The sequence below is a fragment of the Streptomyces sp. TRD_SC_5 genome, from assembly GCF_056836825.1.
The window spans coordinates 4,871,841-4,895,763 of record NZ_JBWZZS010000001.1 but is presented as its reverse complement, the minus strand read 5'-3'; the positions used below and the strand labels follow the sequence as shown (position 1 = coordinate 4,895,763).

The 23,923-nt window shown below is 71.9% G+C and carries 20 protein-coding genes; 11 read left to right on the top strand and 9 right to left on the bottom strand.

The annotated features are described in order from the left end of the window. Window positions 1–300 precede the first annotated feature (300 nt). Window positions 301–687 carry an MGMT family protein gene (locus tag AC1P0E_RS22635; RefSeq protein WP_482743966.1) on the bottom strand — a complete coding sequence of 129 codons (387 nt, stop codon included), beginning with the start codon at window positions 685–687 and terminating at the stop codon, window positions 301–303. A gap of 176 nt (window positions 688–863) precedes the next feature. Here AC1P0E_RS22635 and AC1P0E_RS22630 point away from each other — a divergent pair, with 176 nt between their 5' ends. The 5 genes from AC1P0E_RS22630 to AC1P0E_RS22610 all read left to right on the top strand — a co-directional run bounded on the left by AC1P0E_RS22630 (window position 864) and on the right by AC1P0E_RS22610 (window position 8,656). Beyond that, complete coding sequence (locus AC1P0E_RS22630; protein ID WP_482743965.1) at window positions 864–3,539, top strand: lysylphosphatidylglycerol synthase transmembrane domain-containing protein; 2,676 nt, start codon at window positions 864–866, stop codon at window positions 3,537–3,539. A gap of 133 nt (window positions 3,540–3,672) precedes the next feature. Continuing rightward, window positions 3,673–5,235: an alpha/beta hydrolase gene (locus tag AC1P0E_RS22625; protein WP_482743964.1), complete on the top strand. Its 1,563-nt coding sequence runs from the start codon at window positions 3,673–3,675 to the stop codon at window positions 5,233–5,235. A gap of 127 nt (window positions 5,236–5,362) precedes the next feature. Next, window positions 5,363–6,976, top strand: coding sequence for an alpha/beta hydrolase (locus tag AC1P0E_RS22620; protein ID WP_482743963.1), 1,614 nt, complete (start codon window positions 5,363–5,365; stop codon window positions 6,974–6,976). Between the two features lie 118 nt (window positions 6,977–7,094). Continuing rightward, window positions 7,095–7,859 carry a nucleotide-binding protein gene (locus AC1P0E_RS22615; RefSeq protein ID WP_482743962.1) on the top strand — a complete coding sequence of 255 codons (765 nt, stop codon included), beginning with the start codon at window positions 7,095–7,097 and terminating at the stop codon, window positions 7,857–7,859. Further along, a complete protein-coding gene (locus AC1P0E_RS22610) occupies window positions 7,859–8,656 on the top strand; it encodes a ParB/RepB/Spo0J family partition protein (RefSeq protein ID WP_482743961.1) in 798 nt (265 codons plus the stop codon). Before AC1P0E_RS22615 ends, AC1P0E_RS22610 begins: the two co-directional genes overlap by 1 nt. A gap of 68 nt (window positions 8,657–8,724) precedes the next feature. Here AC1P0E_RS22610 and moeZ read toward each other — a convergent pair whose 3' ends face one another. The 7 genes from moeZ to AC1P0E_RS22575 form a co-directional block, all read right to left on the bottom strand. After that, complete coding sequence (gene moeZ, locus AC1P0E_RS22605) at window positions 8,725–9,903, bottom strand: adenylyltransferase/sulfurtransferase MoeZ (RefSeq protein WP_482743960.1); 1,179 nt, start codon at window positions 9,901–9,903, stop codon at window positions 8,725–8,727. A gap of 63 nt (window positions 9,904–9,966) precedes the next feature. After that, a complete protein-coding gene (locus tag AC1P0E_RS22600; protein WP_482743959.1) occupies window positions 9,967–10,740 on the bottom strand; it encodes a spherulation-specific family 4 protein in 774 nt (257 codons plus the stop codon). Then, window positions 10,728–11,741, bottom strand: coding sequence for an SDR family oxidoreductase (locus AC1P0E_RS22595; protein ID WP_482743958.1), 1,014 nt, complete (start codon window positions 11,739–11,741; stop codon window positions 10,728–10,730). The genes AC1P0E_RS22600 and AC1P0E_RS22595 overlap by 13 nt, the downstream gene beginning before the upstream one ends. Window positions 11,742–11,892: 151 nt before the next feature. Further along, on the bottom strand, window positions 11,893–13,146 hold the full coding sequence (locus AC1P0E_RS22590) for a hypothetical protein (RefSeq protein ID WP_482743957.1): 1,254 nt from the start codon (window positions 13,144–13,146) through the stop codon (window positions 11,893–11,895). A 211-nt stretch (window positions 13,147–13,357) separates the two neighbouring features. Beyond that, on the bottom strand, window positions 13,358–15,058 hold the full coding sequence (locus AC1P0E_RS22585) for a DUF3492 domain-containing protein (protein ID WP_482743956.1): 1,701 nt from the start codon (window positions 15,056–15,058) through the stop codon (window positions 13,358–13,360). A 219-nt stretch (window positions 15,059–15,277) separates the two neighbouring features. Further along, a complete protein-coding gene (locus AC1P0E_RS22580) occupies window positions 15,278–16,723 on the bottom strand; it encodes a DUF3152 domain-containing protein (RefSeq protein ID WP_482743955.1) in 1,446 nt (481 codons plus the stop codon). A gap of 8 nt (window positions 16,724–16,731) precedes the next feature. Then, the gene (locus AC1P0E_RS22575) at window positions 16,732–17,697 is read right to left on the bottom strand and encodes an alpha/beta fold hydrolase (protein WP_482743954.1); all 966 of its coding nucleotides are present in this window, start codon (window positions 17,695–17,697) and stop codon (window positions 16,732–16,734) included. 113 nt (window positions 17,698–17,810) lie between these two features. Between AC1P0E_RS22575 and AC1P0E_RS22570 the strand changes: the two genes are divergently transcribed. From AC1P0E_RS22570 to AC1P0E_RS22555, 4 genes are all read left to right on the top strand, one after another. After that, window positions 17,811–18,038 (top strand): hypothetical protein, encoded by a 228-nt coding sequence (locus AC1P0E_RS22570; protein WP_482743953.1) that lies wholly within the window; start codon window positions 17,811–17,813, stop codon window positions 18,036–18,038. Between the two features lie 196 nt (window positions 18,039–18,234). Further along, window positions 18,235–18,873 carry a TetR/AcrR family transcriptional regulator gene (locus tag AC1P0E_RS22565; RefSeq protein ID WP_214978069.1) on the top strand — a complete coding sequence of 213 codons (639 nt, stop codon included), beginning with the start codon at window positions 18,235–18,237 and terminating at the stop codon, window positions 18,871–18,873. A 157-nt stretch (window positions 18,874–19,030) separates the two neighbouring features. Next, window positions 19,031–19,258: a DUF3107 domain-containing protein gene (locus AC1P0E_RS22560; RefSeq protein WP_482743952.1), complete on the top strand. Its 228-nt coding sequence runs from the start codon at window positions 19,031–19,033 to the stop codon at window positions 19,256–19,258. Window positions 19,259–19,460: 202 nt separating this feature from the next. Further along, complete coding sequence (locus tag AC1P0E_RS22555) at window positions 19,461–19,727, top strand: hypothetical protein (protein WP_482743951.1); 267 nt, start codon at window positions 19,461–19,463, stop codon at window positions 19,725–19,727. A gap of 24 nt (window positions 19,728–19,751) precedes the next feature. Here the strand turns inward: AC1P0E_RS22555 and AC1P0E_RS22550 are convergent, their stop codons facing one another. Further along, a complete protein-coding gene (locus AC1P0E_RS22550; RefSeq protein WP_214975350.1) occupies window positions 19,752–20,492 on the bottom strand; it encodes a ferritin-like fold-containing protein in 741 nt (246 codons plus the stop codon). Window positions 20,493–20,942: 450 nt separating this feature from the next. On the opposite strand from AC1P0E_RS22550, the gene AC1P0E_RS22545 reads away from it, so the two are divergent. Beyond that, window positions 20,943–22,985, top strand: coding sequence for a DEAD/DEAH box helicase (locus AC1P0E_RS22545; RefSeq protein WP_482743950.1), 2,043 nt, complete (start codon window positions 20,943–20,945; stop codon window positions 22,983–22,985). A 95-nt stretch (window positions 22,986–23,080) separates the two neighbouring features. Continuing rightward, the gene (locus AC1P0E_RS22540) at window positions 23,081–23,920 is read left to right on the top strand and encodes an alpha/beta fold hydrolase (RefSeq protein WP_482743949.1); all 840 of its coding nucleotides are present in this window, start codon (window positions 23,081–23,083) and stop codon (window positions 23,918–23,920) included. Window positions 23,921–23,923 lie beyond the last annotated feature (3 nt).

The following is a 23,923-nucleotide window of genomic DNA, read 5'->3' as shown; positions in this document are numbered from 1 at the left end:
GACGGGGCGGGGGATTCCAGGCGGAACCAGCAGAACCCGCGAAACCAACGGAACCAGCGGAATCTGCGGAACCTGAGGAAGGGGAGGAGCTCACGTGGATCGCCGGTCCTGGTGGGTGTACGGGTTGACTTGCCGCCCCGCGCGGGGCGTGGGTGACGCGGGACGGTCGGTGTGCGCGTGCCGCGTCCCGACGACGCTACGCCAGTGGGCGACCGGGCCGCAGCGAGTCAGCCTCCTGACCCGCCCGGCGCCCCGTACGGTCCTGGTTTTCCCCGCCGCGGCTCCGTATGCAGGAAGCTGTCAGGTGTGAGACGTGTGAGCTTGTGCACTTCCGCCGGAGCCGGCCGCGGCGCCGTCCCACCGCGCCTGCTTCATGTCCAGGCGCGGCACGTGGGTCCCGGACTGCCGGGAGGCCGTCCGCAGCGGGGTGCCCTCCGCGCGGTAGTGCTCCAGGGCCCGCAGTTCGTGGCCGGGCAGCAGTACGCCGTCGGAACGCACCACGCGCCACCAGGGCGAGCCTCCGCCGTAGAGCGCCATGACCCGCCCCACCTGGCGCGGGCCGCCCTCCTCGAGCCACTCGGCGACGTCGCCGTACGTCATCACCCGGCCGGGTGGAATCATCTCCGCCACCTCCAGCACGCGCTCGGCGTACTCGGGCAGTTCGGAGACTTCCGGCTCGTCGCTCATCCGGCCCATCCTGCACCACGGCACCGACAGTGCGCACTGCTCCAGGGGGCGTACCCAAAACACCGCACGCCCCCGCAATGCACCCTGATGCCCCCCTCTGTCATCCGGTCATGCCACCATCATCCGGGCGGTGACAGGTGATACGAGATCAAGAAGAAACGACGAAGGAGCAGGGCGTGCAGCCTCCCCCGGCGGCGAGCACCCCTGGCGCCGAGTCGCACCCTGACGCTCCCGAGAGGCCCACCGAGACCATGGACAGCGGGCCCGAAGGAAGCCACACCGACCGGGTCTCCGGCGACGAGCCGCTGCTCTCCGCGCGCGTGCACCGCCCCTCCGACCTGGTGCGACTGCTCGCCGGCGTGCTCGGCATCGTCTGCGTTCTCGCGATCGCGGCCTTCGCGCACGGCACCGCTTCCGGACTCGAACAGGACATCAGCAAAGGCACGGGCCAGACGCCGGACGTCTTCATCAAACTGGCCGGCCTGATCTCCAGCATCGCCGTACTGATCCTCCCGGTCGCCTTCGCGATCGAGCGGCTGATCAAGCGCGACGGGCTGCGGATCGCGGACGGCGTACTCGCGGCCGTTCTCGCGCACGGTGTGGCGCTCGCCACCGACCTGTGGGTCTCCGAGGCGGCCCCGGACACGATCAGGGAAGCGCTCACGCAGGCAACGGCGAACGGCGAACTGACCGATCCCGTACACGGTTATCTCGCGCCCGTCATCGCCTACATGACGGCGGTCGGCATGGCTCGCAGGCCGCGCTGGCGTGTGGCCCTGTGGGCGGTCCTGCTGCTGAACTCCTTCGCCGTACTGGTCGGCCGCCAGACCACACCGTTCTCGATCATCGTGACCGTTCTGATCGGCTGGACGGTCGCGTACGGGACCCTCTACGCCGTCGGATCGCCGAACGTACGGCCCACCGGACAGACGCTCCTCGCGGGCCTGCGGCACGTCGGCTTCCGCCCCGTGACGGCGATGCGCGCCGAGGACGTGTCCGACTCGGCCGAGCAGGGCGACCGCGGCCGCCGCTATCTCGTCACCCTTGAGGACGGGCCGCCTCTGGACGTCACGGTCGTCGACCGGGAACAGCAGGCGCAGGGGTTTTTCTACCGCGTATGGCGTCAGGTGACCCTGCGCGGCATCACCCAGCGCCGCTCCATCCAGTCCCTGCGCCAGGCCCTGGAGCAGGAGGCGCTGCTCGCGTACGCCGCCATCGCCGCCGGGGCCAACGCGCCGAAGCTGATCGCCACGTCCGAGCTCGGCCCGGACGCCGTGATGCTCGTATACCAGCACCTGGGCGGCCGCTCGCTGGACTCGCTGCCCGACGAGGAGATCACCGACGAGCTGCTGCGCGGGGCCTGGCGTCAGGTCAAGGCCCTTCAGTCGCGCCGTATCGCACACCGCAGGCTGGTCGGCGACGCGATCCTGGTGGATCGTTCCGGCAAGGTGATCCTGACGGACCTGCGCGGCGGTGAGATCGCGGCAGGCGACGTCGTCCTGCGCATGGACGTCGCGCAGCTCCTGACCACGCTCGGGCTGCGCGCGGGCGCCGAGCGGGCCGTGGCCGCCGCCGTGGAGGTGCTGGGCCCCGACGCGGTCGCCGACAGCCTTCCGCTGCTCCAGCCGATCGCGCTCAGCCGCTCCACCCGCTCCACCTTGCGCAAGCTGGCGCGCGAACGGTCGCAGCGCGAACGCGAGGCGGTGACCGACGCCGCGCACGACGCCAAGGCGGCCGAGCCGGGCGCCGAGGAGGCCACCGCGGCTCCCGGTGGCCGCAAGGCCGTACGGGCGGAGAAGAAAGCCGAGAAGGGGGCCATAGAGGAGGCTCTGGAGGAGGCACGCGAGGAGGACCTGCTGACGCAGATCCGTCATCAGGTGCTGCTCATCCGTCCGCAGGCGCTGGTCGAGCCGGCCCGCCTGGAGCGCATCAGGCTCCGCACACTCGTCAGCGTCATCGCCGGCGCCTTCGCCGCGTACTTCCTGATCTCGACGCTGATGGCCAACGACATCACCGAGGCGATCGCGAAAGCGGACTGGCGCTGGGCCGCGGTGGCCGCGCTGTTCTCCGCGCTGAGCTATCCGGCCGCGTCGATGAGTCTGCTCGGCTTCGTTCCCGAGAAGGTCTCCTTCTGGCGAACGGTCAAAGCACAGGTCGCCGGCTCCTTCGTGAAGCTGGTCACCCCGGCGGCGATCGGCGGCGTGGCGCTCAACACCCGTTTCCTCCAGCGCGCCGGCGTACGCCCCGGACTCGCGGTGGCAAGCGTCGGCGCTTCGCAGCTCTTCGGTCTGGCCAGCCACATCACACTGCTGATGATCTTCGGCTATGTCACGGGCACCGAACACACCCCCACGCTCTCCCCGTCGAGGACGGTGATCGCCGGCCTGCTGACGGCGGCCGTGCTGGCGCTGGTGGTGACGGCCGTGCCGATCCTGCGCAGGTTCGTGGTGACACGGGTGCGGTCGTTGTTCGCGGGCGTGGTGCCGCGCATGCTCGACGTACTGCAGCGGCCTCAGAAGCTGATCACGGGAATCGGCGGGATGCTGCTGCTGACCGCGGCGTTCGTGATGTGCCTGGACGCGTCGATCCGTGCCTTCGGGAGCGACGTCCACCTGAGCTACGCCACCGTCGCTGTCGTCTTCCTGACCGCCAACGCAATCGGCTCTGCGGTGCCCACGCCCGGCGGTGTCGGCGCCGTCGAGGGCGCGCTCATCGCGGCTCTGTCGGTCGCGGGCCTGCCCTACGCGGTGGCGACCCCGGCGGTGCTGCTGTACCGGCTGCTGACGTTCTGGCTGCCGGTGCTGCCGGGCTGGCTGTTCTTCAACAACTTGACGCGCAAGGAACAGCTCTAGTCACTTCGCACAAGCCGTACCGCTCCCGTACCGCTCCCCGGTGGCGTCCCGGGAACGCTCACAACGCCCCCTACGCCGTCCCGAATGGCGCTCCCGGGGCGCACGCTCCCGCCCCCCGTCGCACGATGGACGCATGCCGACTTCCGCCGCCCTGCGTGCCACGGCCGTCCTCGCCGCCACCGCCGTTCTCGTGTCCGTCGCCGGCTGTTCCGACAGCGGCGACAAGGGCACGGAAGGAAGCGGCACCAACGGTCTCGCCACCCAGAAGCTCGAGTGGACGGACTGCCCCGCTCCGTCGACGGCCGAGGGCGGCGGCACCTCCCCCTCTCCCCTCCCCGGCGGCGCCACCTGGCAGTGCGCCTTCATGGACGTCCCGCGCGACTACGCGAAGCCCGACGGCGACACGATCGAGCTGGCGCTCATCCGCGCGAAGGCCCGCGACACGAAGAACCGCATCGGCTCCCTCGTCTTCAACTTCGGCGGGCCCGGCGGCTCGGGAGTGACCGGCCTGCCCTCCCTGGCCGCGGACTACGAGCGGCTGCGTTCCCGCTACGACCTGGTCAGCTTCGACCCGCGCGGCGTCGGCCGCAGCGTGGGGGTGCAGTGCCAGGACGACAAGGAGCTCGACGAGTACTACGCCCAGGACAGCACCCCGGACGACGCCGCCGAGGAGAAGGCCCTCACCGAGGGCCTCGCGGAGTACGCCTCCGCCTGCGAGGAGAACTCGGGCGAGGACCTCCCGCACGTCGGCACCACCAACGCCGCCCGCGACATGGACCTCATGCGGCAGGCCCTCGGCGACGACAAGCTGCACTACTTCGGCATCTCGTACGGCACCGAACTGGGCGGCGTATATGCCCACTTGTTCCCCAAGAGGGTCGGCAGGGCGGTCTTCGACGCGGTCGTCGACCCCACCCAGTCCTCCGAGCAGGGCTCACTCGGCCAGGCCAGGGGCTTCCAGCTCGCCCTCGACAACTTCGCCAAGGACTGCGTCCAGCGCGGCGACGAGTGCACGCTGCCCGGCAACACCGTGAAGGAAATCGAGGACTTCGTCGTCGACCTGCTCGAGCGGCTCGACAAGAAGCCGGTCAAGGGCATCGGCGACCGCGAACTGACCCAGACCCACGCCACCAACGGCATCGCCCAGAGCCTCTACTCCCAGGAGTACTGGAAGTACCTGGAGCAGGGTCTCGACGACGCGGACGGAGGCAACGGCGAGCTTCTGCTCACCCTCTCCGACTCCATGAACGGCCGGAACCCCGACGGCTCGTACCGCAACATCGGCGCCGCCAACGCCGCCATCAACTGCGTGGACTACAAGGCGCGTTTCGACCTGGCGCAGACCAAGGCGGAGCTCCCCGAGTTCCGGGAGGTCTCGCCCGTCTTCGGCGACTTCCTGGGCTGGGGTCTGACGGGCTGCTCCGAGTGGCCGGTGGACGGCCAGTGGGACACCCCGGACGTGAGCGCACCCGGCTCGGCCCCCATCCTCGTCATCGGGAACACCGGCGACCCCGCGACTCCCTACGCGGGCGCGAAGAAGATGGCCGACGAGCTGGGCAAGGGCGTCGGCATCGAGCTGACGTACGAGGGCGAGGGCCACGGCGCGTACAACAGCGGCGACAAGTGCGTGCAGGGCGCGGTGGACGCGTACCTGCTGCGGGGCAAGGTCCCGGCCGACGGGACCGTCTGCCCGTAGTCCGGTCCACGGGATGCCAGAGGGCTTGTGCATGGGCTTGTGCAGGGGCTTGTGAGGGGACTTGTCAGTGGGGCCGCTTAGGATGGCGAATCTCTTTTCGAGTTCTGGGCGCACGCGGGGGGCCACGATGGCGAATCTGGTACGGGCAGGCGCCCTTGCGGCCGCCGCCCTCCTCGTGGCGGGAGCGGCCGCCGGCTGCGGCAGCGGCTCCACCGGCGGCGGCGACAAGCCCTCCGCGTCCCCCACAGCCTCCGCCCACCAGGACGGCAGCGAAGACGACGGCGTAGGCGGCGACACCGACAGCGTCGGCAAGCTGCCTGCCCTCCCCTCCGCACTCACCGGCCAGCAGCTCGACTGGAAGCGGTGCTCCGCGCCCCGCAAGGCGCGCGGCAGCGCGGCCCAGGCACCCGGCGGCCGCTGGCAGTGCGCCACCCTCACCGCGCCACTGGACTACCGCGAACCGGCCGGAGAGACGATCGGCATCGCGCTGATCCGCTCGAAGGCCACCGACGGCGACCGGCGCATCGGCTCGCTCCTCTTCAACTTCGGCGGGCCCGGTGGCTCGGGCGTGGCGTCGATGCCCGGCCACGCCCCGGGCTTCACCACCCTGCACACCCGCTACGACCTGGTGAGTTTCGACCCGCGCGGCGTCGCCGAGAGCTCCGCCGTCGTCTGCCAGGACGACCGGCAGTCCGAGGCTTTCTTCCGGCTGGACTTCACCCCCGACACCCACGCCGAGGAGAAGGCCTACCTCGACGACGCGGCCGCCTTCGGCGCGGGCTGCGCCCAGCGCTCCGGCAAGGTCCTGCCGTACGTCGCGACGAGCAGCGCCGCCCGCGACATGGACCTGATCCGCCAGGTACTGGGCGACAAGAAGCTGCACTACTTCGGCTTCTCCTACGGCACCGAGCTGGGCGGCACGTACGCCCACCTGTTCCCGGGGAACGTCGGGCGCATGGCGCTGGACGCGGTCGTCGACCCGTCGGCGGACATCGTCCGTCACTCCCGCAACCAGGCCCTGGGGTTCCAGCGCGCCCTGGAGAACTACTTCAAGAGCACCGGCACCACCGCCGAGGCCGGCACCGCGCGCGTCGTGCGGCTCCTCGACCGGCTCGACAAGAAGCCGCTGACGACCGGAACGAGCCGCCCGCTCACCCAGAGCCTCGCGACCACCGGCATCGTCGCGCAGCTCTACAGCGAGGACAGCTGGCCCGGCCTCACCGCCTCCCTGCGCGCGGCGGAGAACGGCGACGGCTCCACGCTCCTGAAGCACGCCGACAGGTACAACAACCGCGACGGGCAGGGGCGCTACGGCACGGACCACCACGCCCAGCGCGCCATATCCTGCGCCGACGCCAAGGGACGCGTGAGCGGCGACCAGGTCAGGGCGACCCACCTCGCCGACTTCCGCGAGGTCTCCCCCGTCTTCGGGCCCTACCTGGCGTGGGACCTGGCCGGCTGGTGCGCCTCCTGGCCGGTCGAGGGGGAGCATGTGACGCCCGAGGTCGGGGCGAAGGGCTCGGCCCCGGTCCTGGTGATCGGCGGCACGGGCGACTCGGCCACGCCGTACGAGGGCTCACTGCGGATGGTCGAGGAGCTGGGCGAGGGCGTGGGCGTACAGATCACCTTCGAGGGCGAGGGCCACGGCGCGTACCTGAACGGCAATCCCTGCATAGCGCGCGCCGTCGACCCGTACTTCCTCGACGGCCGGGTCCCGGCGAACAACACCACCTGCTCCTGACGGCGCCGACGCCGACGCCGCCCTCCGGCGTGTATGCGGCGCGCGTCGGCGCACCACTGTCACAGTGACCGTAAATCCCGAATGTCGGATTTGCGCGAATCAGGGAGAGTGAGTGGTCGTGGCACACGTACACGTGATCCTCAATCAGAAGGGCGGCGTGGGTAAATCCACGCTCGCCGTCAACCTCGCCGCCGTCACAGCCGACGTGCTCGGCGCCGGGCCCGAGGGCGAGCGCCCGCCCGTCGTCGCCGTCTCGATCGACCCGCAGGGCTCCGCCGTATGGTGGTCGGAACGGGTCGGCGACGGCCTGCCGTTCGACTTCGTGCAGGCGCACGACGACCTCCCCGGCCTCGCCGCGCTCTCCCGCATCCCCTCCGCCCAGCACGTCTTCGTCGATACGCCCGGCTGGCTCGACCTCGCCGGGACCGACGGCGACGATCCGCTCGGGAAGGGGGCCGCCGCCGACGCGCTGCGCGCCGTCCTCGACAGCGCGCACGACGTGATCGTGCCGATCGAGCCCGAGCCGCTCGGCTTCCAGCCCACCCAGCGCACCATCGAGCGCGTGGTGAAGCCGCGCGGACTGCCGTTCCGGGTGGTCATCAACAACTGGGACCCGCGCGACGGCAAGGCGGACCTCGATCAGACCCGGGCGTTCGTCGAGGCGCAGGGCTGGCCGCTCGCGCGGACCGTCGTACGCCACTACAAGCTGCACACCCGCGCATCGGCGGACGGCCTCGTCGTCACGCAGTACGGCGCCAACCGCGTCGCACTCCAGGCCCGCGAGGACTTCTTCCGGCTCGCCCTGGAGGTCGGCCTCGCGGTGATCCCGGCCCCGGCCAGGCCCAGGCGCTCCCGGGCCGCCAAGAAGGCGGTGGCCCGCTGATGGGGCGCCGCACCGACCTCGCTACCCTGCTCACCCCGGGCGGCGCCCCCGCGCCGCCCACCGGGCGGGACACGTACCAGCTGACCGTCCCCGTCACGGACCTCGCCGAGAACCCGGACAACCCGCGCCACGAGCTGCGCGACCTCGACGGCCTGGCGGAGACGCTGCGCGAACGCGGGGTGCTCCAGGCCCTCGGCGTCGTCTCCCGAGGTGCCTTCCTCGCCGCGCATCCGCAGCACGAGGCGGCGGTCGGCGACGCCCCGTACGTCGTCCTGCACGGCCACCGCAGGCTCGCGGCCGCGAAGCTCGCGGGACTGAGTGAGGTACCGGTTCTCGTACGGGAGGACGCGACCCGCACCGACGAGGACGCACTCATCGAGAACGTCCAGCGCGACGATCTCACCGAGCTGGAACAGGCCCAGGCCATCCAGGGCCTGATCACCTCGTACGGCTACTCGCAACGGCAGGTGGCCGCTCGTATCGGCAAGACACAGGGGTTCGTCTCGCAGCGACTGTCGCTGATGAGGCTGCGCGAGGATCTTCAGGAGGCGCTGGCCGACGGCCGGGTCTCGGTCGAGGACGCCCGGCGGATCGCGCGGCTGCCGCGCGACGAGCAGCAACTGCCCGGCACGTCGCAGGAGCCGCCGGCGGCCGTACCCAAGGCGCGGAGGCGCGATTACGGCGTAATCACCCTCGACAGCCGGGGTACGCCGGAGGAGCTCGTGGAGGTACTGCGCCGCAATCTGGCGCCCGCGGCGCTCGAAAGGGTTGCCGAGCTGCTGGTCCGGGGGCGCTGAAGCCCCGGGAAGCGCGAAGGGGCCGTCCCGCACACAACATGTGCGGGGCGGCCCTTTCGTACGTACGACTAGTAGATCGGCTTCTGCGGCTCGATCTGGTTGACCCAGCCGATGACTCCGCCACCGACGTGCACCGCGTCCGAGAAGCCCGCCGACTTCAGCACCGCGAGGACCTCCGCACTGCGGACACCCGTCTTGCAGTGCAGGACGATGCGCCTGTCCTGCGGCATGTCCTGGAGAGCGGAGCCCATCAGGAACTCGTTCTTGGGAATCAGACGCGCACCGGGGATCGAGACGATCTCGTACTCGTTCGGCTCGCGGACGTCGATGATGTCGATCTTCTCGTCGCCGTCGATCCACTCCTTGAGCTGCTTGGGAGTGATCGTGGAGCCGAGCGCCGCCTCCTGCGCCTCCTCGGACACGACACCGCAGAAGGCCTCGTAGTCGATGAGCTCGGTGACGGTCGGGTTCTCGCCGCAGATCGCGCAGTCGGGGTCCTTGCGGACCTTGACCTGGCGGTACTGCATCTCCAGGGCGTCGTAGATCATCAGCCGGCCGACCAGCGGGTCTCCCACACCGGCCAGCAGCTTGATCGCCTCGGTGACCTGGATCGAGCCGATGGACGCGCAGAGCACGCCCAGCACGCCGCCCTCGGCGCAGGACGGGACCATGCCCGGCGGCGGGGGCTCCGGGTAGAGGCAGCGGTAGCAGGGGCCGTGCTCGGACCAGAACACGGACGCCTGGCCGTCGAAGCGGTAGATCGAGCCCCAGACGTACGGCTTGTTCAGCAGCACGCACGCGTCGTTGACCAGGTAACGGGTCGCGAAGTTGTCGGTGCCGTCAACGATCAGGTCGTACTGGGAGAAGATCTCCATCACGTTCTCGGCTTCGAGCCGCTCTTCGTGAAGGACGACATTCACGTAGGGGTTGATGCCGAGGACCGAGTCCCGGGCGGACTCGGCCTTCGAGCGGCCGATGTCGGCCTGGCTGTGGATGATCTGGCGCTGGAGGTTCGACTCGTCGACCTCGTCGAACTCCACGATGCCGAGCGTGCCGACACCGGCCGCCGCGAGGTACATGAGCGCGGGCGAGCCCAGGCCGCCAGCGCCCACGGCGAGCACCTTGGCGTTCTTCAGCCGCTTCTGCCCGTCCATCCCGACATCCGGGATGATCAGGTGGCGGGAGTACCTGCGAACCTCGTCAACAGTGAGCTCGGCAGCGGGCTCGACCAGGGGTGGCAGCGACACGGGGACTCCGTAGGTCGGTCAATCAGTACGGTTGTTCTCCGCGTAACACTGCCACGCCCCTTCTCATTCCGAGACACCCGGTCCGATCCGCGAGACGATTTCGTCCCAGTAGCCGGGCAGCGCCTCAAATGGATCGTTCTGTCCGCCGCTGTCGCCACCGTCCCCGCCGGCCGTCCGATCCGTCATGAAGACAGTCCCGGCGCCCTGCCAGCGGGCGATACGTACGGCCTCCTCCAGATGCGTACGCGGCACCCCGTGCACCAGGTGGCAGAAGCGCTCCGGCGGGTGGTCCGCCGTCCACTCCGCCACCTGTGACCAGCGGTAGTCCGTCCATGGACCGGAGAACGTCACCAGCTGGTCGGCGATCTCGGCGTAGCCGGGGCAGGGGTGCGTGCCGTGGCCGAGAACCAGGTGGCCGCCGCCCTCGGCCAGCTCGGACACGGTACTGGTCACCCGGCGCACCCGGGCCAGGTCCGTCCGGTCGGTGGGACAGCGGTCCAGATAGAAACCGTCGACCCGGTACCAGTCGCGGAACCGGTGCGCGTCGGAGACGAGCTCGCCGAAGGAGCACGTCCCGTACGCCATGTCGAGCCGCCCCAGCACTCGGACACCGGCGTTACGGATGCGCCCCGCGGCCTCCAGGCAGTGCGGGTCGGGGCGGTCGCCCGGGCCGTTCGACACGTTGAGCACCACCCAGTGCAACGGCGTTCCCGGGCGGGTCAGTTCGCCCCACTCGACCGGGGCGACGAGCGGATGGGCGTACCCGGGAACACCGACACCCATCCGGTCGGCGGCGGTCGCGGGCTGCGCGCGCCGGGGCCTGGTCAGATGCGGCATGCCGCCTCCATCCAGATGTCGGCGAGCGACTCCTCCAGATTGATCCGGGGCCGCCAGCCGAGCCGGTCGCGCGCGGTGCGCACATCGGCCTGCTGCCAGCTGCCGCAGCCGTCCGGGTAGGGGTACGGCGCGCCGCCCAGGTGCTCCGGGGACACCTCCCCACGCGGCGCGCCCACCGAGGAGAGCACGCTGCCCACTCCCCCGTTGCGCGCAGCCGCTGCCGCGCTGCCCGGGACGTAACCGGACGGCGCGTCGAGTTCGTGCAGGGCGCCGCCGTAGCCGGCGACCCTGGCCAGGACCGCGGCGGCGTCCCGCAGCCGGACCGCGCGCCCGGTGCCGATGTTGACGGCGCCCTGCGCGGCGGACAGCGAGGCGGCGTGCACGGCGCGCGCCACGTCGCGCACGTCGACGAAGTCGCGCTGTACGCCGAGTCCGCTGAGCTTCAGCTCGCCGTCCCCGGACTGCATCGCGCGGCGCATCGCCTCGGCGAGCCGCCCGAGCGGCGAGCCGGCGGGCGTACCGGGCCCGACCGGCGAGAAGACCCGGAGCACGACGGCGTCGAGCCCGGAGCCGAGCACCAGCTCGGTCGCGGCCAGTTTGCTCACGCCGTACGGGCCGCCGGGGCGGGGTACGGCGTCCTCGGCGGTGGACGATCCCGGCTGGGAGGGCCCGTACTCGGCGGCGCATCCCAGCTGTACGAGCCGCGCCCCGCAGCCGCTGCGACGCAGGGCCTCGCAGACGGTGGCGACGGCGACGGTGTTGTGCCGGGTCAGGTCGCGGGCGCCGCCGCGCGTGGCGCCGGCGCAGTTGATGACGACGCCGGGGTGGACGGCGTTGAGGAAGCGGGTCAGCGCGCCGGGACTGCCGGTGGCGAGGTCGAACCGTACGTCGGCGTCGTCGCCCCGCCCGAGGGCGGTGAGCTGCACGGCCGGGTCGGCGAGCAGCCGGTCGGCGACGAAGCGGCCGAGATATCCGTTGGCACCCAGCAGCAGCACCCTCATCGCGCGTCCCCTCGGTGCCGACCGGCGGAAGTTGGGGGTTGGGGGGTCATGTTCACGTTCTCCTTCGGGGATGTGGCGGTGATGCGGTGAGTGCTGCGGTGTACGCCCGCGGCGTCGGCTCCGCGGGAGGGCTGTGGCGGATTCGGTGCGGTCAATGCGGACTCTGCTGTCCGTGCGGCGCCCGCGCCGGGTACGGGTCGTCGGCCCCGCGCCGCCCGGCGTGGGCCGAGGCGCGGGAGAGGGCCACGGTGGCGTGGACGAGCAGGCCGGTCGCGGCGGCGGCGCAGGCGACGGCCGGGACGGCGCCCACGCCAACGGCACCGACGAGGTGCTCGACGGGCCGGGCAAGGAAGCCGCAGCCGGGCAGTCGGGCTGCCAGTACGGCGGAAAGGGCGGTGACCTGCAAGGCGGCTGCGGCGGCGAGCCCGGCGGACGCGGGCCGGGGGAAGCCGTGAACGGTGAGCAGCCGGGCGAGGAACAGGAGCGCGCCGAGGGCCACCCCGGCCGCCAGGGCGGCCCGGCCGCTGCCGCCGGTCACGCTTCCCACCGCGATCTGGAGGCAGAGGAGTACGCCCACGAACAGCCCGGTGACGGCGAGCAGGAGGGGGCGTACCGACGCGCCGAACTCCTCGGTGCCGCGGCTCGCGGCGAGTTTGCGCCGCGCCTGTACGGCGAGAAGGTGTGCGCACCAGGCGGCCGGGGCCGCCGCAGCGGCGAGGGCGACGAGAGTGGTCGTCTCCATCGGCCAGGGCCCGTCCGGGCCGCCGGCGATGAGCCGGCCGAGCAGCCCGTCGCCGAAGACGGCGTATCCGAGCAGCCAGCACACCCACACGCGTGCGGCGGGCGCTGTGCGCCCCTCGGCGCGCAGGGGCCCGTGACGCAGGCAGAGGGCGAGGGCGACCGCGACGACCAGCACCCCCGTCACGCCGACCGCCAACCACACGCCCCCGGTGGTGAGTTCGAGCCCGGCGGCCGTGAGGGCGCACGCCACGCCGGGCAGCAGCGCGTACGCGATCCAGCCGGCGTGCGCGGGGGCCTCGCGCGCCGGGGCACGCCCGGCACTGTCACCGACCCGCGGCACGCGTGCGTACAGCTCCTCGGCGAGCGCGAAGACGTCCCGGTGGCGGAAACGCGCGGCGGTCCTGTCGGTCACCCCGTGCGCTTCGAGCCCGGCGGCGATCTCCAGCGGGTCGACGGCCCGCTCGCACAGCTCCCGGTGCCGGTGCATGAGCGCCCGCACCGGATCGGCGGGCCCACGCCTCGGCGGCGAAGCGGCACCGACGGACGCGACGGGCGCGGCCGCCAGTGGCGGCGCATCGGCATCCCACGCGCCGGGACTCGCGGGCGTACGGGGCGCGTCCCACGCACCCCCGCCGGGAACAGCCGGCGTACGGGATGCGCCCATCGCCGTGCCTCCTTCGCTGCCGTTCGTGCTTGCGGCCCTGCTCGCAACAGGTACGGCCCCGACGGTCGCTGCGGTCACAGCCGCCGCAGGCGCTGCGTCCCAGGTGGCGGTCTTCACGACCGTCGCGGTCGCAGCCGTCGTGGTTTCGATCGCGCCGGCAGGCTCTGTCGCGGGCGCCGGAGGTCTCGCCGGGTCCTGACCACTGCGTCGCTCAGACATCGCACTCCCCCGGTCCCGACCCGGCGCTCGCGCCCACCCGCCGCGACAGATCTGCCGCATCCGCCCAGCTCGGGGCGGCCGAGCCGCCGCTCGCCGCACCGCCGGCCCACCGGACCGGCACGTGCGCTTCCGCCGGGTGGGCGAAGAGCAGGGGTTCGCCGTCCGCGCCCACCGGCTCTCGCCGCACCGGGCAGTGCGAGATCAACTCCAGGTAAATGCCTCGAAATGCCGCGAGGTTCTGCTCGACAGTGAAGAGTTCGAGCGCACGTGCGCGCGCCGCCGCTCCCAGCCGTTCGCGCCGCTCCGGGTCGCGCATCAGCGCCACGCAGGCGTCGGCCAGTGCGCGGGGGTTGCGCGGCGGGACCACCAGGCCCGTACCGCCGATGACTTCGACGACCGCGCCGACGTCCGTCGAGACCGTGGCCCGCCCGCAGAACATCGCCTCGACGAGGCTGATCGGGAAGCCCTCGACGACGCTGGAGAGGACGACCACGCTGCCTGCGGCGTACGCGTCCGTCAGGTCCGGCACCTCGGGCCCGCCGATCTCCTCGAAGGAGACGGGGTTGTCGCCGACGGCGTGCTGGTCAGCGGCCTCGTCGGGGAACATCTGCGCGGCGAGCGCCTCGCAGTGCCCGAGATACGCGGCGGCCTCGGCGCCCTGCCCGTGCTGGTTGTGAACGATGCGCAGCCGCGCCCGCGGCTCCGCCTTTCGCACCTCGGCGAAGGCGTGCAGCAGCGAGACGAGGTCCTTGGCCGGCTCGACGCGGCCGACCCAGACCAGCGTGTGAGGGTCGCCGCTGTCGCCCCCCTCCCCCAGGGCCGCGAAGCGGTCGGACTCCATGCCGGGGTAGACGGTACGAAGCTTGGCGCGGTCGGCGCCGCACCGCTCCTGCCACCGCCTGGCGTGCGTATTGCCCGGCGTGATGAGCGTGGCCCGGTCGTACACCTCGGCGGCGAGCTTGCCGTGGAACGCGGCGAGCAGCGCCCGTACCGGCGCACTGCGCGCGGTGTCACCCGCCGCCAGGTAGCGCGCCCGCAGCTGTACGCCGTACTCGGTGACCAGCAGCGGAACGCCGAAGAAGCGTTTGCCCAGCAGCCCCGGCAGAGCGGCGGACCCGCCCGAAGCCGCGTGGCACAGGTCGACCGCGCCGAGGCTCTCGTCGTCGTACCAGTCCAGCGAGAGGGGCCGCAGGGCGCGCTCCAGCAGGTCGACGAATTCGAGGTAGTCGGGGACTTTCGCCGCTTGTACGGCGCGGTTGGCCCCGGGTGCGCGGCAGGCGGATTCAAGGGCGCGTACGGCGACTTCCGAGCGCAGGGCGGCGTGCAGCCCGCCGTGCTCGCCGGCCAGCTCCGCGAGCCCGTAGAGCCCGGCGGCGAAGCGGTCGCCCGCGGCTTCCTCCTCAGGGGCGCAGAGCGCGCCGGCCAGCTCCCCGAAGTGCCCGGCGAAGCGGCGCCGTTCGCGCCGGCCGTACGTACCGCCGTCGTCCTCCGGCGCCCACAGCGGGGCCGTGCGCACGCGCTGCACCTGGGGCGGCAGCTGAATCCAGCCCTGCGCCTCCTGGCGGGCGCTGCGGCTCAGGGCGTAGATGTCGAATTCGTGCTGCGCGAGCCCGCGCACGAGCCGGTCGCACCAGAGCCTGGACTCACCCGTCGCATACGGGTAGCCACCCTCCGTGAGCAGTCCGATGCGCATGAGCACACCCCCGATCTCCCTTGTGCACGGCCGCCGTTGGTCCGGCGACTCGCAGCGGGACCGACCGTATGCGGACATGCCGGTGACGCGACGGACGGTTGTCCATCGCGCCACCAAAAGGGGTGAACACGCGTAACTTTCGCCGCGCGGTAGCGTTCCGTCGCGCTAGGAGGCTTTCCGATTACGGAGTGTCAGGCTGCGGCCAGTGCGCAGCGGGGCTCAACTGCCGGGAAACACCCATGCGTTGGGCTTGCACTCGATGCCGCCGATGTCGAGCGACTTCGTCTGCTGCTGCATGATCGGCGCGAATTCGCCGGGCGTCTCGCAATTCTTGTGACCGTGCCCGAGCCGGTGGCCGATCTCATGATTGATGAGCATCTGCCGGTACGCGAACATGTTTTCCTTGCCGAACGTCTCGGCCCCCTGCGCCCACCGGTACGCGTTGATCATGACGCGCTCGGTCGCCGCCGAATCGCACGAGACGTTCCCGGAGAGCGTGTCGAGGCCGGACTTCGCACACCACACACCGGTGGTGCCCGGGCTCGCGAGCGTGATGACGAAGTCGGGCCGCCCGGAGGAGATCCGCTCGAACGTCATGGCGCCGTTGTGCGCCCAGCTCCGGTCGTCGTTGAGGGTCTCCTGCACGGCGCGTGCGAAGACAGCGCCGTCCAGGCCGAGCCCCTTCTCGACGTCCACCCGGTACGCGTACTTCTGCCCCTTGCCGGGTGCCTTGTCGAACCCGCCGATCGCCTGGAACTCGCCCCGGCCCGTCAGCTTCGGGTCGATCGGGTACGTCCGGGTCATCTGCTGCTCGTACGTCGCCGGGGCGGCCGCCGCTTCCTGCGACGGGGTGGGCCGGGCGTCCGAACGAGAGGCGTCACTGTCGAGGGTGCTCCTGTCCCCCGCGGCCGGGACCGCGCCGGGGTCCTTCTCCACCTGGGCGACCTGCCCGGCCACGACGACGGCGAGCACGGTGGTCACCGCGGCTGCGGCGATCCCGGTGAAGGTCCGTCCCTTGCCGCCCTTGGCCGGGGTGGCGTCGTGGCCGTCATGGCCGCCATGGCCGTCTTGGAGATCGTCGCCGTGGCCGGCGTCGGTCGCGGCTGCGCCCGTGGCCGCGCTCTCGTCGTCGGGGCCGCGGTCGGCGACCGGGCCGAACGGATCGGCCGCCGACGGGACCCTCGGCGGGGCGTCGAACGCCTCGACGAACTCCTGCCGCGGTCCCGGTATCCGGGCCCCGGCCGCCCCGTACCGTGCCTGCGCCTGGGACGGTGACGGGCCCTGGGACTGGGCCTGCGCTCCGGGCGGGCTCTGCGACGGCCCATGGGATCCCTGCGGCCCGTGCGGCCCGCGAGGCGCCCCCTGCCAGTCGCCGTACCTGCCACCGGGCGCGACGCCCCAGCCGCCGCCGGTCTCCCGCTGCTCGGGGTGCCCACCGCGCACTTGCGGCACCCCGTGAGCCGGAGTGCCGCCGTACTGCTGATGCTGCTGCTGTGGCCGCTGGGGCGCGGGCGCCGACGCGGCGTCGTACGCCGCGTCTCTCACCCGTCCGCGTCGTCCGCCTCCCGCGTCCGGACCTGCCGCGGATGCCCCACCGGGCCCCGGTATGGCGGGTTTCTCGGCAGCCCCCTTGGGTGCGGGGCCTCGGCGACTATGACGTCCCACGCGCCGGATCAGCTCCTACCGCTGTCATTGATCAGTTCCCGGACAGCGCTGGCGACCGCCTCCGGATATTCCATCATCGCCACGTGCCCCGCGTCGGGCATGGTCAGCAGCCGCGCATCGCGGAACGCCGCGGCAGCCCTGCGCGCCATACGGTACGACACGAGCTGATCCCGCCCTCCGTACACCAGCAGCGTCGGCGCGAGCACCCGCTCCGCCTGCCGCCACAGACCGTGCTGGCCGCCCAGTGTGTACGCGTCGACGATGCCCCGCGCGGACCGCGTCATCGCGTCCCAGAAGTACGGCAGCTCCAGCCGCCGCTTCATCTCGTCCACGGCGTGCTGGAAGGCCTCGGGCGTGACCGCCTCGGGATCGCCGTAACAGAGCGCCATCACGCCGCGCGTGCGCTGCTCCGCCGTCCAGTCCTTGCTGAGCCGGGCGAACAGCGAGGCGATCCCCGGCAGCGCGAGCAGCGCGGTCGGCACCGCCGTGCGCTGCACCCGGATCTCCGGAAGGGCGGGCGATACGAGCGTGAGCGTGCGCACCAGGTCGGGCCGGACGGCCGCGATGCGGGTGGCGACGGCGCCGCCCAGCGAGTTGCCGAACAGGTGCACCGGTCCGCGTCCGCTCGCGTCGAGCAGCCGGATGCAGGCGCGCGCCTGCCCGCTGACCGAGTAGTTGCCGTCGTCCGGCGGCGGGGAGTCCCCGAAGCCGGGCAGGTCGACCGCCTCGCCGTCGAGGTGCGTGTCGAGCGCCTGCATCAGGGCGGACCAGTTCTGCGAGGACCCGCCGAGCCCGTGCACGTACAGCGCGGGCGGCAGTCCGGTGCGCGCCGGAGGCCGGGTGCGTACGTTCAGCGTCAGCCCCGGCAGGGTGACGCACCGCAGCTTCTCCCCCTCGGCGACCCGGACGGCACTGACCCGCGGCACCACCGTGGCGGCGGCGAGGCTGGATCCGGGCAGCTCGGTCGAAGACATGCGGCAATGTTACGAGACGATCACGCACTGAATCGTGTGTTCGCCGTCACAGATCTACCCTCGGAGCAAAGGGCGTACGCGCCGGCCCGTGCTTCCTCCCGAAAGGCAGCCAGATGTCTGTCGATCCGACCGACCCGGAGACCTTCGCAGAAGTGGAGTCCCTCGACGAACCCGACGAGCTCGACAACGACGCCTCCGAGGCGGACGCCGCAGAGCAGCGCACGGAATGGCAGCAGACCCACGACGACCGTCCGACCGGCATCGACACCGGGGAGGCGGCCGACGGGGACGCCGCCGAGCAGGCCCGCGTGGTCACCGTCGACGAGGACGACTATCGCTGACGGGGCCGGCCCAAAGCCCCGTCCGGCACCTGATCAGCACGTGATCGGCCTTCCGTAGCCGTCCGGTCCGTGAAATTCTCCGTCCGCACCGCGCGCTCCCGGGTTACCCAAAAGTACGATGGCGGCGCGGCGCACACGGCGCACGGAACGGCCGTGCTGTTGAAAGGCCGCGACACTGAAAGACATGGGAGGCGGCGTGACAGCCACCGAGCAGACAGAGGCGGCGCGCCCACGCGGCACACGCCTGCCCCGCCGAGCCCGACGCAATCAACTTCTGGGCGCGGCGCAGGAGGTCTTTGTCGCGCAGGGGTACCACGCGGCGGCGATGGACGACATCGCCGAGCGGGCCGGCGTGAGCAAGCCGGTCCTGTACCAGCACTTCCCGGGAAAGCTGGAGCTGTACCTGGCCCTCCTGGACCAGCACTGCGAATCGCTGCTCCAGGCGGTTCGTACGGCCCTCGCCTCGACCACGGACAACAAGCTGCGCGTGGCCGCGACGATGGACGCCTATTTCGCGTACGTCGAGGACGAGGGCGGCGCGTTCCGGCTGGTCTTCGAGTCGGATCTGACGAACGAGCCGGCCGTGCGCGAGCGCGTCGACCGTGTGTCACTGCAGTGCGCCGAGGCGATCAGTGAGGTCATCGCCGAGGACACCGGCCTGTCCAAGGACGAGTCGATGCTGCTGGCCGTCGGCCTGGGCGGCGTGTCGCAGGTGGTCGCCCGCTACTGGCTCTCCAGCGGCAGCACGATCCCGCGCGACACTGCGGTGCAGTTGTTGACGTCGCTCGCCTGGCGCGGCATCGCGGGCTTCCCGCTGCACGGCAGCGAGCACTGACGCGGCGTTTTCGGCAGCTGCCCGGAGCGTGTTCCCGGTGCGTGTTCGCTTCTGGCGTGCGGCGCCGGAGCGTTCGGGGTCCCCTCACCGGGCTAATGTGTGCTGCGTACGGCGCGGCTGACCGCGCACCGCAGCACACCGTCGGAGGGACATAGCCGTGGAGGTCAAGATCGGCGTGCAGCACGCGCCCCGGGAGATCGTTCTGGAGAGCGGGCAGTCCGCCGAGGAGGTCGAGCGCGCGGTATCCGACGCGCTGGCCGGCAAGGCGCAGCTGCTCAGCCTCAAGGACGAGAAGGGCCGTACGGTCCTCGTTCCCGCTGACCGGATCGCCTACGTAGAGATCGGCGAGCCGGCGACGCGCAGGGTGGGCTTCGGCGCGCTGTAGGCGTCGGCTGCAGAGCAGCACCACACAGCAGTACGCAGACGGAACCGGCCCGGTGGGACTTCCCACCGGGCCGGTTCCGTCTGTTCGTGTGTTCCTCGTACGCCGGCCCTGCTCGCCGGGCCCGGGGAGGGTTGCCTTCCGCGAGGTGGGGGTAGTACGGGCTACGACCCATTTGCACCCTGGCCGCACGGGAGGAAACCACGTGATCCTGGAAGCTCTCGGCTCCATCGCCCTCGGCTTCGCCCTCGCCTGGGCGGCTGCCCACCGGCTCGGCGACCGGCTGCCCGCGCGGCGCGTGGTCCTGACCGCGGGACCGCTCGGGGCCCTGTTCGGTGCGTATGTCACACATTCCGCACTCGGCCCGGGTCATGTCGTGGCGACACTGATCGGCGCGGTGGCAGTGGGAGCGGTTCTGCTGTCGCTCCTCATCCGCCCCAGGGGCCGCATCCGCCGTTCGGCGGCGGCGTAACGCCCGGTCCTTCCGGATGCGGCGTTACGCCGCCAGGCCCAGCGCCGCCATGCGCTTGGTGTGGGCCTCGGTGATCCGCGAGAACATCCGTCCCACTTCCGCCAGGTCGAACCCGTCGGCGACGCCGCCCACCAGCATCGTGGAGAGCGCGTCGCGGTCCGCCACGACCCGCTGCGCCTGCGAGAGCGCCTCGCCCATCAGCCTGCGCGCCCACAGCGCGAGCCGGCCGCCGCAGCGCGGGTCCGCCTCGATCGCGGCGCGCACCTTCTCCACCGCGAAGTTCCCGTGGCCCGTGTCGTCGAGGACGGCGAGCACCAGCCCGCGGGTGTCCGAGTCGAGCCGCTCCGCGACCTCGCGGTAGAAGTCACTGGCGATCGAGTCGCCGACGTACGCCTTGACCAGGCCCTCAAGCCAGTCGGACGGGGCGGTCTGGCGGTGGAAGTCGTCGAGCGCCTTCGCGAAGGGCTCCATCGCGGCCGTCGGCTCCTCGTCGATCGCGGTCAGCCGGTCCCGCAGCCGCTCGAAGTGGTGGAATTCCGCCGACGCCATCTTCGCCAGCTCGGCCTTGTCGGCGAGCGTCGGGGCGAGCTTCGCGTCCTCGGCCAGGCGCTCGAAGGCCGCCAGCTCTCCGTACGCGAGCGCGCCCAGCAGGTCCACGACCGCGGCGTGGTAATTCGGCTCGGTGGACGCCGTCGCCCAGTCCTGGGCGGCGATACCGGTGCGGGGTGTCTCTTCGGGTGCAGTGGCGTTGTCAGGCGTCTCCATGAACCGCACAATAGCCCGCTCTCCCAGGTACGTAAGGGCCTGGTCAGCCACTGCCCCGACCCCGATGCGGTAAATCGTACCGACACACCTGCGCGATTCCGGGGTACAGTGGTAAAGCGCTAGCAGAGTGCCCAGGGCATTTCGCGGCGCAATTGAATGAGGATGCCCGGTCGGTGGCCCGATCGGCTCCGACCCGACAGCCCTCCACGCGGGGCGTACCAAGGCGTACGACCGCAAGATGAGGGGCCCCCTCAGCGACACGAGCGCTTGAGCGACGGCACGTGGTCCCGCGCCTCCCGGCCCATTTTTATGGCCGGACGAAAACAGGCACGGTACGACCCCCTTCGTTCGCGTCGCGTCGCGTCTCACAGAAGAGGCAGCACCCTGACTACGTTCCGAGACCTCGGGATTCTTTCCGAGACCGCCGAGGCCCTTGAAGCCGTCGGCATCATGTCCCCCTTTCCCATCCAGGAGATGACGCTCCCCGTCGCGCTCTCCGGCAGCGACGTCATCGGCCAGGCCAAGACCGGCACCGGCAAGACGCTCGGCTTCGGCCTTCCGCTGCTCGAGCGCGTGACCGTCCCCGCGGACGTCGAGGCCGGCCGGGCCAAGCCCGAGAAGCTGACCGAGGCCCCGCAGGCGCTCGTCGTCGTACCGACCCGTGAGCTGTGCCAGCAGGTCACCAACGACCTGCTGACCGCTGGCAAGGTCCGCAACGTCCGCGTGCTCGCCATTTACGGCGGCCGTGCGTACGAGCCCCAGGTCGAGGCGCTCAAGAAGGGCGTCGACATCGTCGTCGGTACGCCCGGTCGTCTCCTCGACCTCGCGGGCCAGAAGAAGCTCGACCTTTCCCACGTGCGTTCGCTCGTCCTGGACGAGGCCGACGAGATGCTCGACCTGGGCTTCCTGCCCGACGTCGAGAAGATCATGAAGATGCTGCCGCCGAAGCGTCAGACGATGCTGTTCTCGGCGACCATGCCGGGCGCCGTCATCAGCCTCGCCCGCAAGTACATGTCACAGCCGACGCACATCAGCGCCACGTCGCCCGACGACGAGGGCGCGACCGTCGCGAACATCACGCAGCACGTCTTCCGCGCGCACAACATGGACAAGCCGGAGCTCGTCTCCCGCATCCTCCAGGCCGACGGCCGCGGACTCGCGATGATCTTCTGCCGTACGAAGCGCACCGCCGCGGACATCGCCGAGCAGCTCGAGAAGCGCGGCTTCGCCTCCGGCGCGGTCCACGGCGACCTCGGCCAGGGAGCGCGTGAGCAGGCGCTGCGCGCGTTCCGCAACGGCAAGGTCGACGTGCTGGTCTGCACCGACGTCGCCGCGCGCGGTATCGACGTCGAGGGTGTGACCCACGTCATCAACTACCAGACGCCCGAGGACGAGAAGACGTACCTGCACCGCGTCGGCCGCACCGGCCGCGCCGGCGCGAAGGGCATCGCCGTCACGCTGGTCGACTGGGACGACATCCCGCGCTGGAAGCTCATCAACAAGGCGCTGGACCTGCCGTTCGACGAGCCGGAGGAGACGTACTCCACGTCGGCTCACCTGTACGAGATCCTGTGCATCCCCGTCGGTACGAAGGGCATACTGCCCCGGGCCGACCGGACCCGTGCGGGTCTGCGCGCGGAGCAGGTCGAGGACCTCGGCGAGACGGGTGGCCGCGGGCGCAAGTCCGCACCGGCCGCTGCGGCCGCCGCGCCGGCCGTCGTTGAGGAGCGTGCCCCGCGTACGCCGCGTCAGCGTCGTCGTACGCGCAATGGCGCGCCGGTGTCGGCGGACGAGGCGACGGCGGTCTCCGGTGGCCCCACGGCCACCGAGGCGCCGGAGGCCGATGCGGCTCCCGAGGCTCCCGCCGAGGCCCGTACCCCCCGCCGTCGCCGCCGCACCCGTGCGACGGAGGCCGCGGTGGAGACGCTGGAGGCTCCGGTTCCGGCCCCGGCGGCGGAGCCCGAGGCCCCGAAGAAGCCGCGCCGCCGTACCCGCGCCGCCGCAGCCGAGGCAGTCGAGGCAGCGGTCCCCGCCCCGGCGGAGGCACCCGAGGCGCCCAAGCGCACCCGCCGCCGCACGCGCACCGCCGACGCCCCGGCTGAAACCGTCGAGACGGTCGAAACGGTCGAGGCACCGGCCCCCGCGACGGAGCCCGAGGCCCCGAAGCGCGCCCGCCGCACCCGCGCCCGCACCGCCGACGCCGCAGTCGAAACAGTCGAGGCACCGGCCCCCGCAGCGGAGCCGGAGGCGCCCAAGCGCACCCGCCGCCGCACGCGCACCGCCGACGCCGCAGTCGAAACAGTCGAGGCGACGGTCCCCGTCCCCGCGACGGAGCCCGAGGCCGCCCCCAAGGCGCCCCGCCGCCGCGCCCGCGCCGCCAAGCCGGCCGAGGCCGTCACCGAGGCCGCCACGTCCGCCGAGGCCCAGGCCGCTCCGGTGAAGGCACCGCGCCGCCGCAACCGCGCGGCCGCTGCCGCCCAGCCGGAGAGCTGAGCAAGCAGCGCGGCTGAGCGCAGGCTCAGCCCGCCGTCCCGATGGCCCGGTTCCCGTTCGCGGGGGCCGGGCCATCGGCGCGTTAGCCTCGTCGCATGAGCAGGCCGCCCACATTCACCCCGCCCCCCGGCACCCGCGCGCTCCCCCTGCGCACCTCGCGCGGCGTTTTCGCCGCACTCGAAGCCGAGCCACCGCTCCCGGAGCCCAGAGGCACCGCGCTGCTGCTGCCCGGGTACACCGGGAGCAAGGAAGACTTCATCGCGATGCTGGTGCCCCTCGCGCAGGCGGGTTACCGGGTCGTCGCGGTCGACGGGCGCGGGCAGTACGAGTCCGAGGGCCCGCAGGGCCAAGAGGGGTACGCACAGCAGGAGTTGGGGCTCGACGCCCTCGCGCAGGCCCGAGCCGCCGGTACGCCGCTGCATCTTGTCGGGCACTCCCTCGGCGGTCAGATCGCCCGCGCGGCCGTACTGCTCGACGCTTCGCCGTTCGCGTCGCTGACCCTCCTGTCGTCGGGCCCCGCCCAGGTTTCGCCCGCCCAGCAGCAGAAGATCGCCCTGCTGACGGAGGCTCTCGGCGCCATGACGATGGATCAGGTCTGGGAAGCCATGCGGGCGCTCGACCCTCCGGAGGAAACAGACCTCGACGGCACCGCCCTGCGCGCCCGCTGGCTGCGGCACAATCCGGCCCAACTCATCGCCACCGGCTGGCAGTTGACCAAGGAGCCGGACCGCGTGGCCGAACTCGCCGCGGTGGGGCTGCCGTTGCACGTGGTGTCCGGGGACTCGGACGACACCTGGCCCGTGCCGCTGATCGACGAGATGGCCGGGCGGCTCGGCGCGTACCGGACGGTGATCGAGGGTGCCCAGCACTCACCGAACACCGACCGGCCGGAGGAGACCGCGAAAGCGCTGGCGGGATTCTGGGACGCCCTGTGAGGG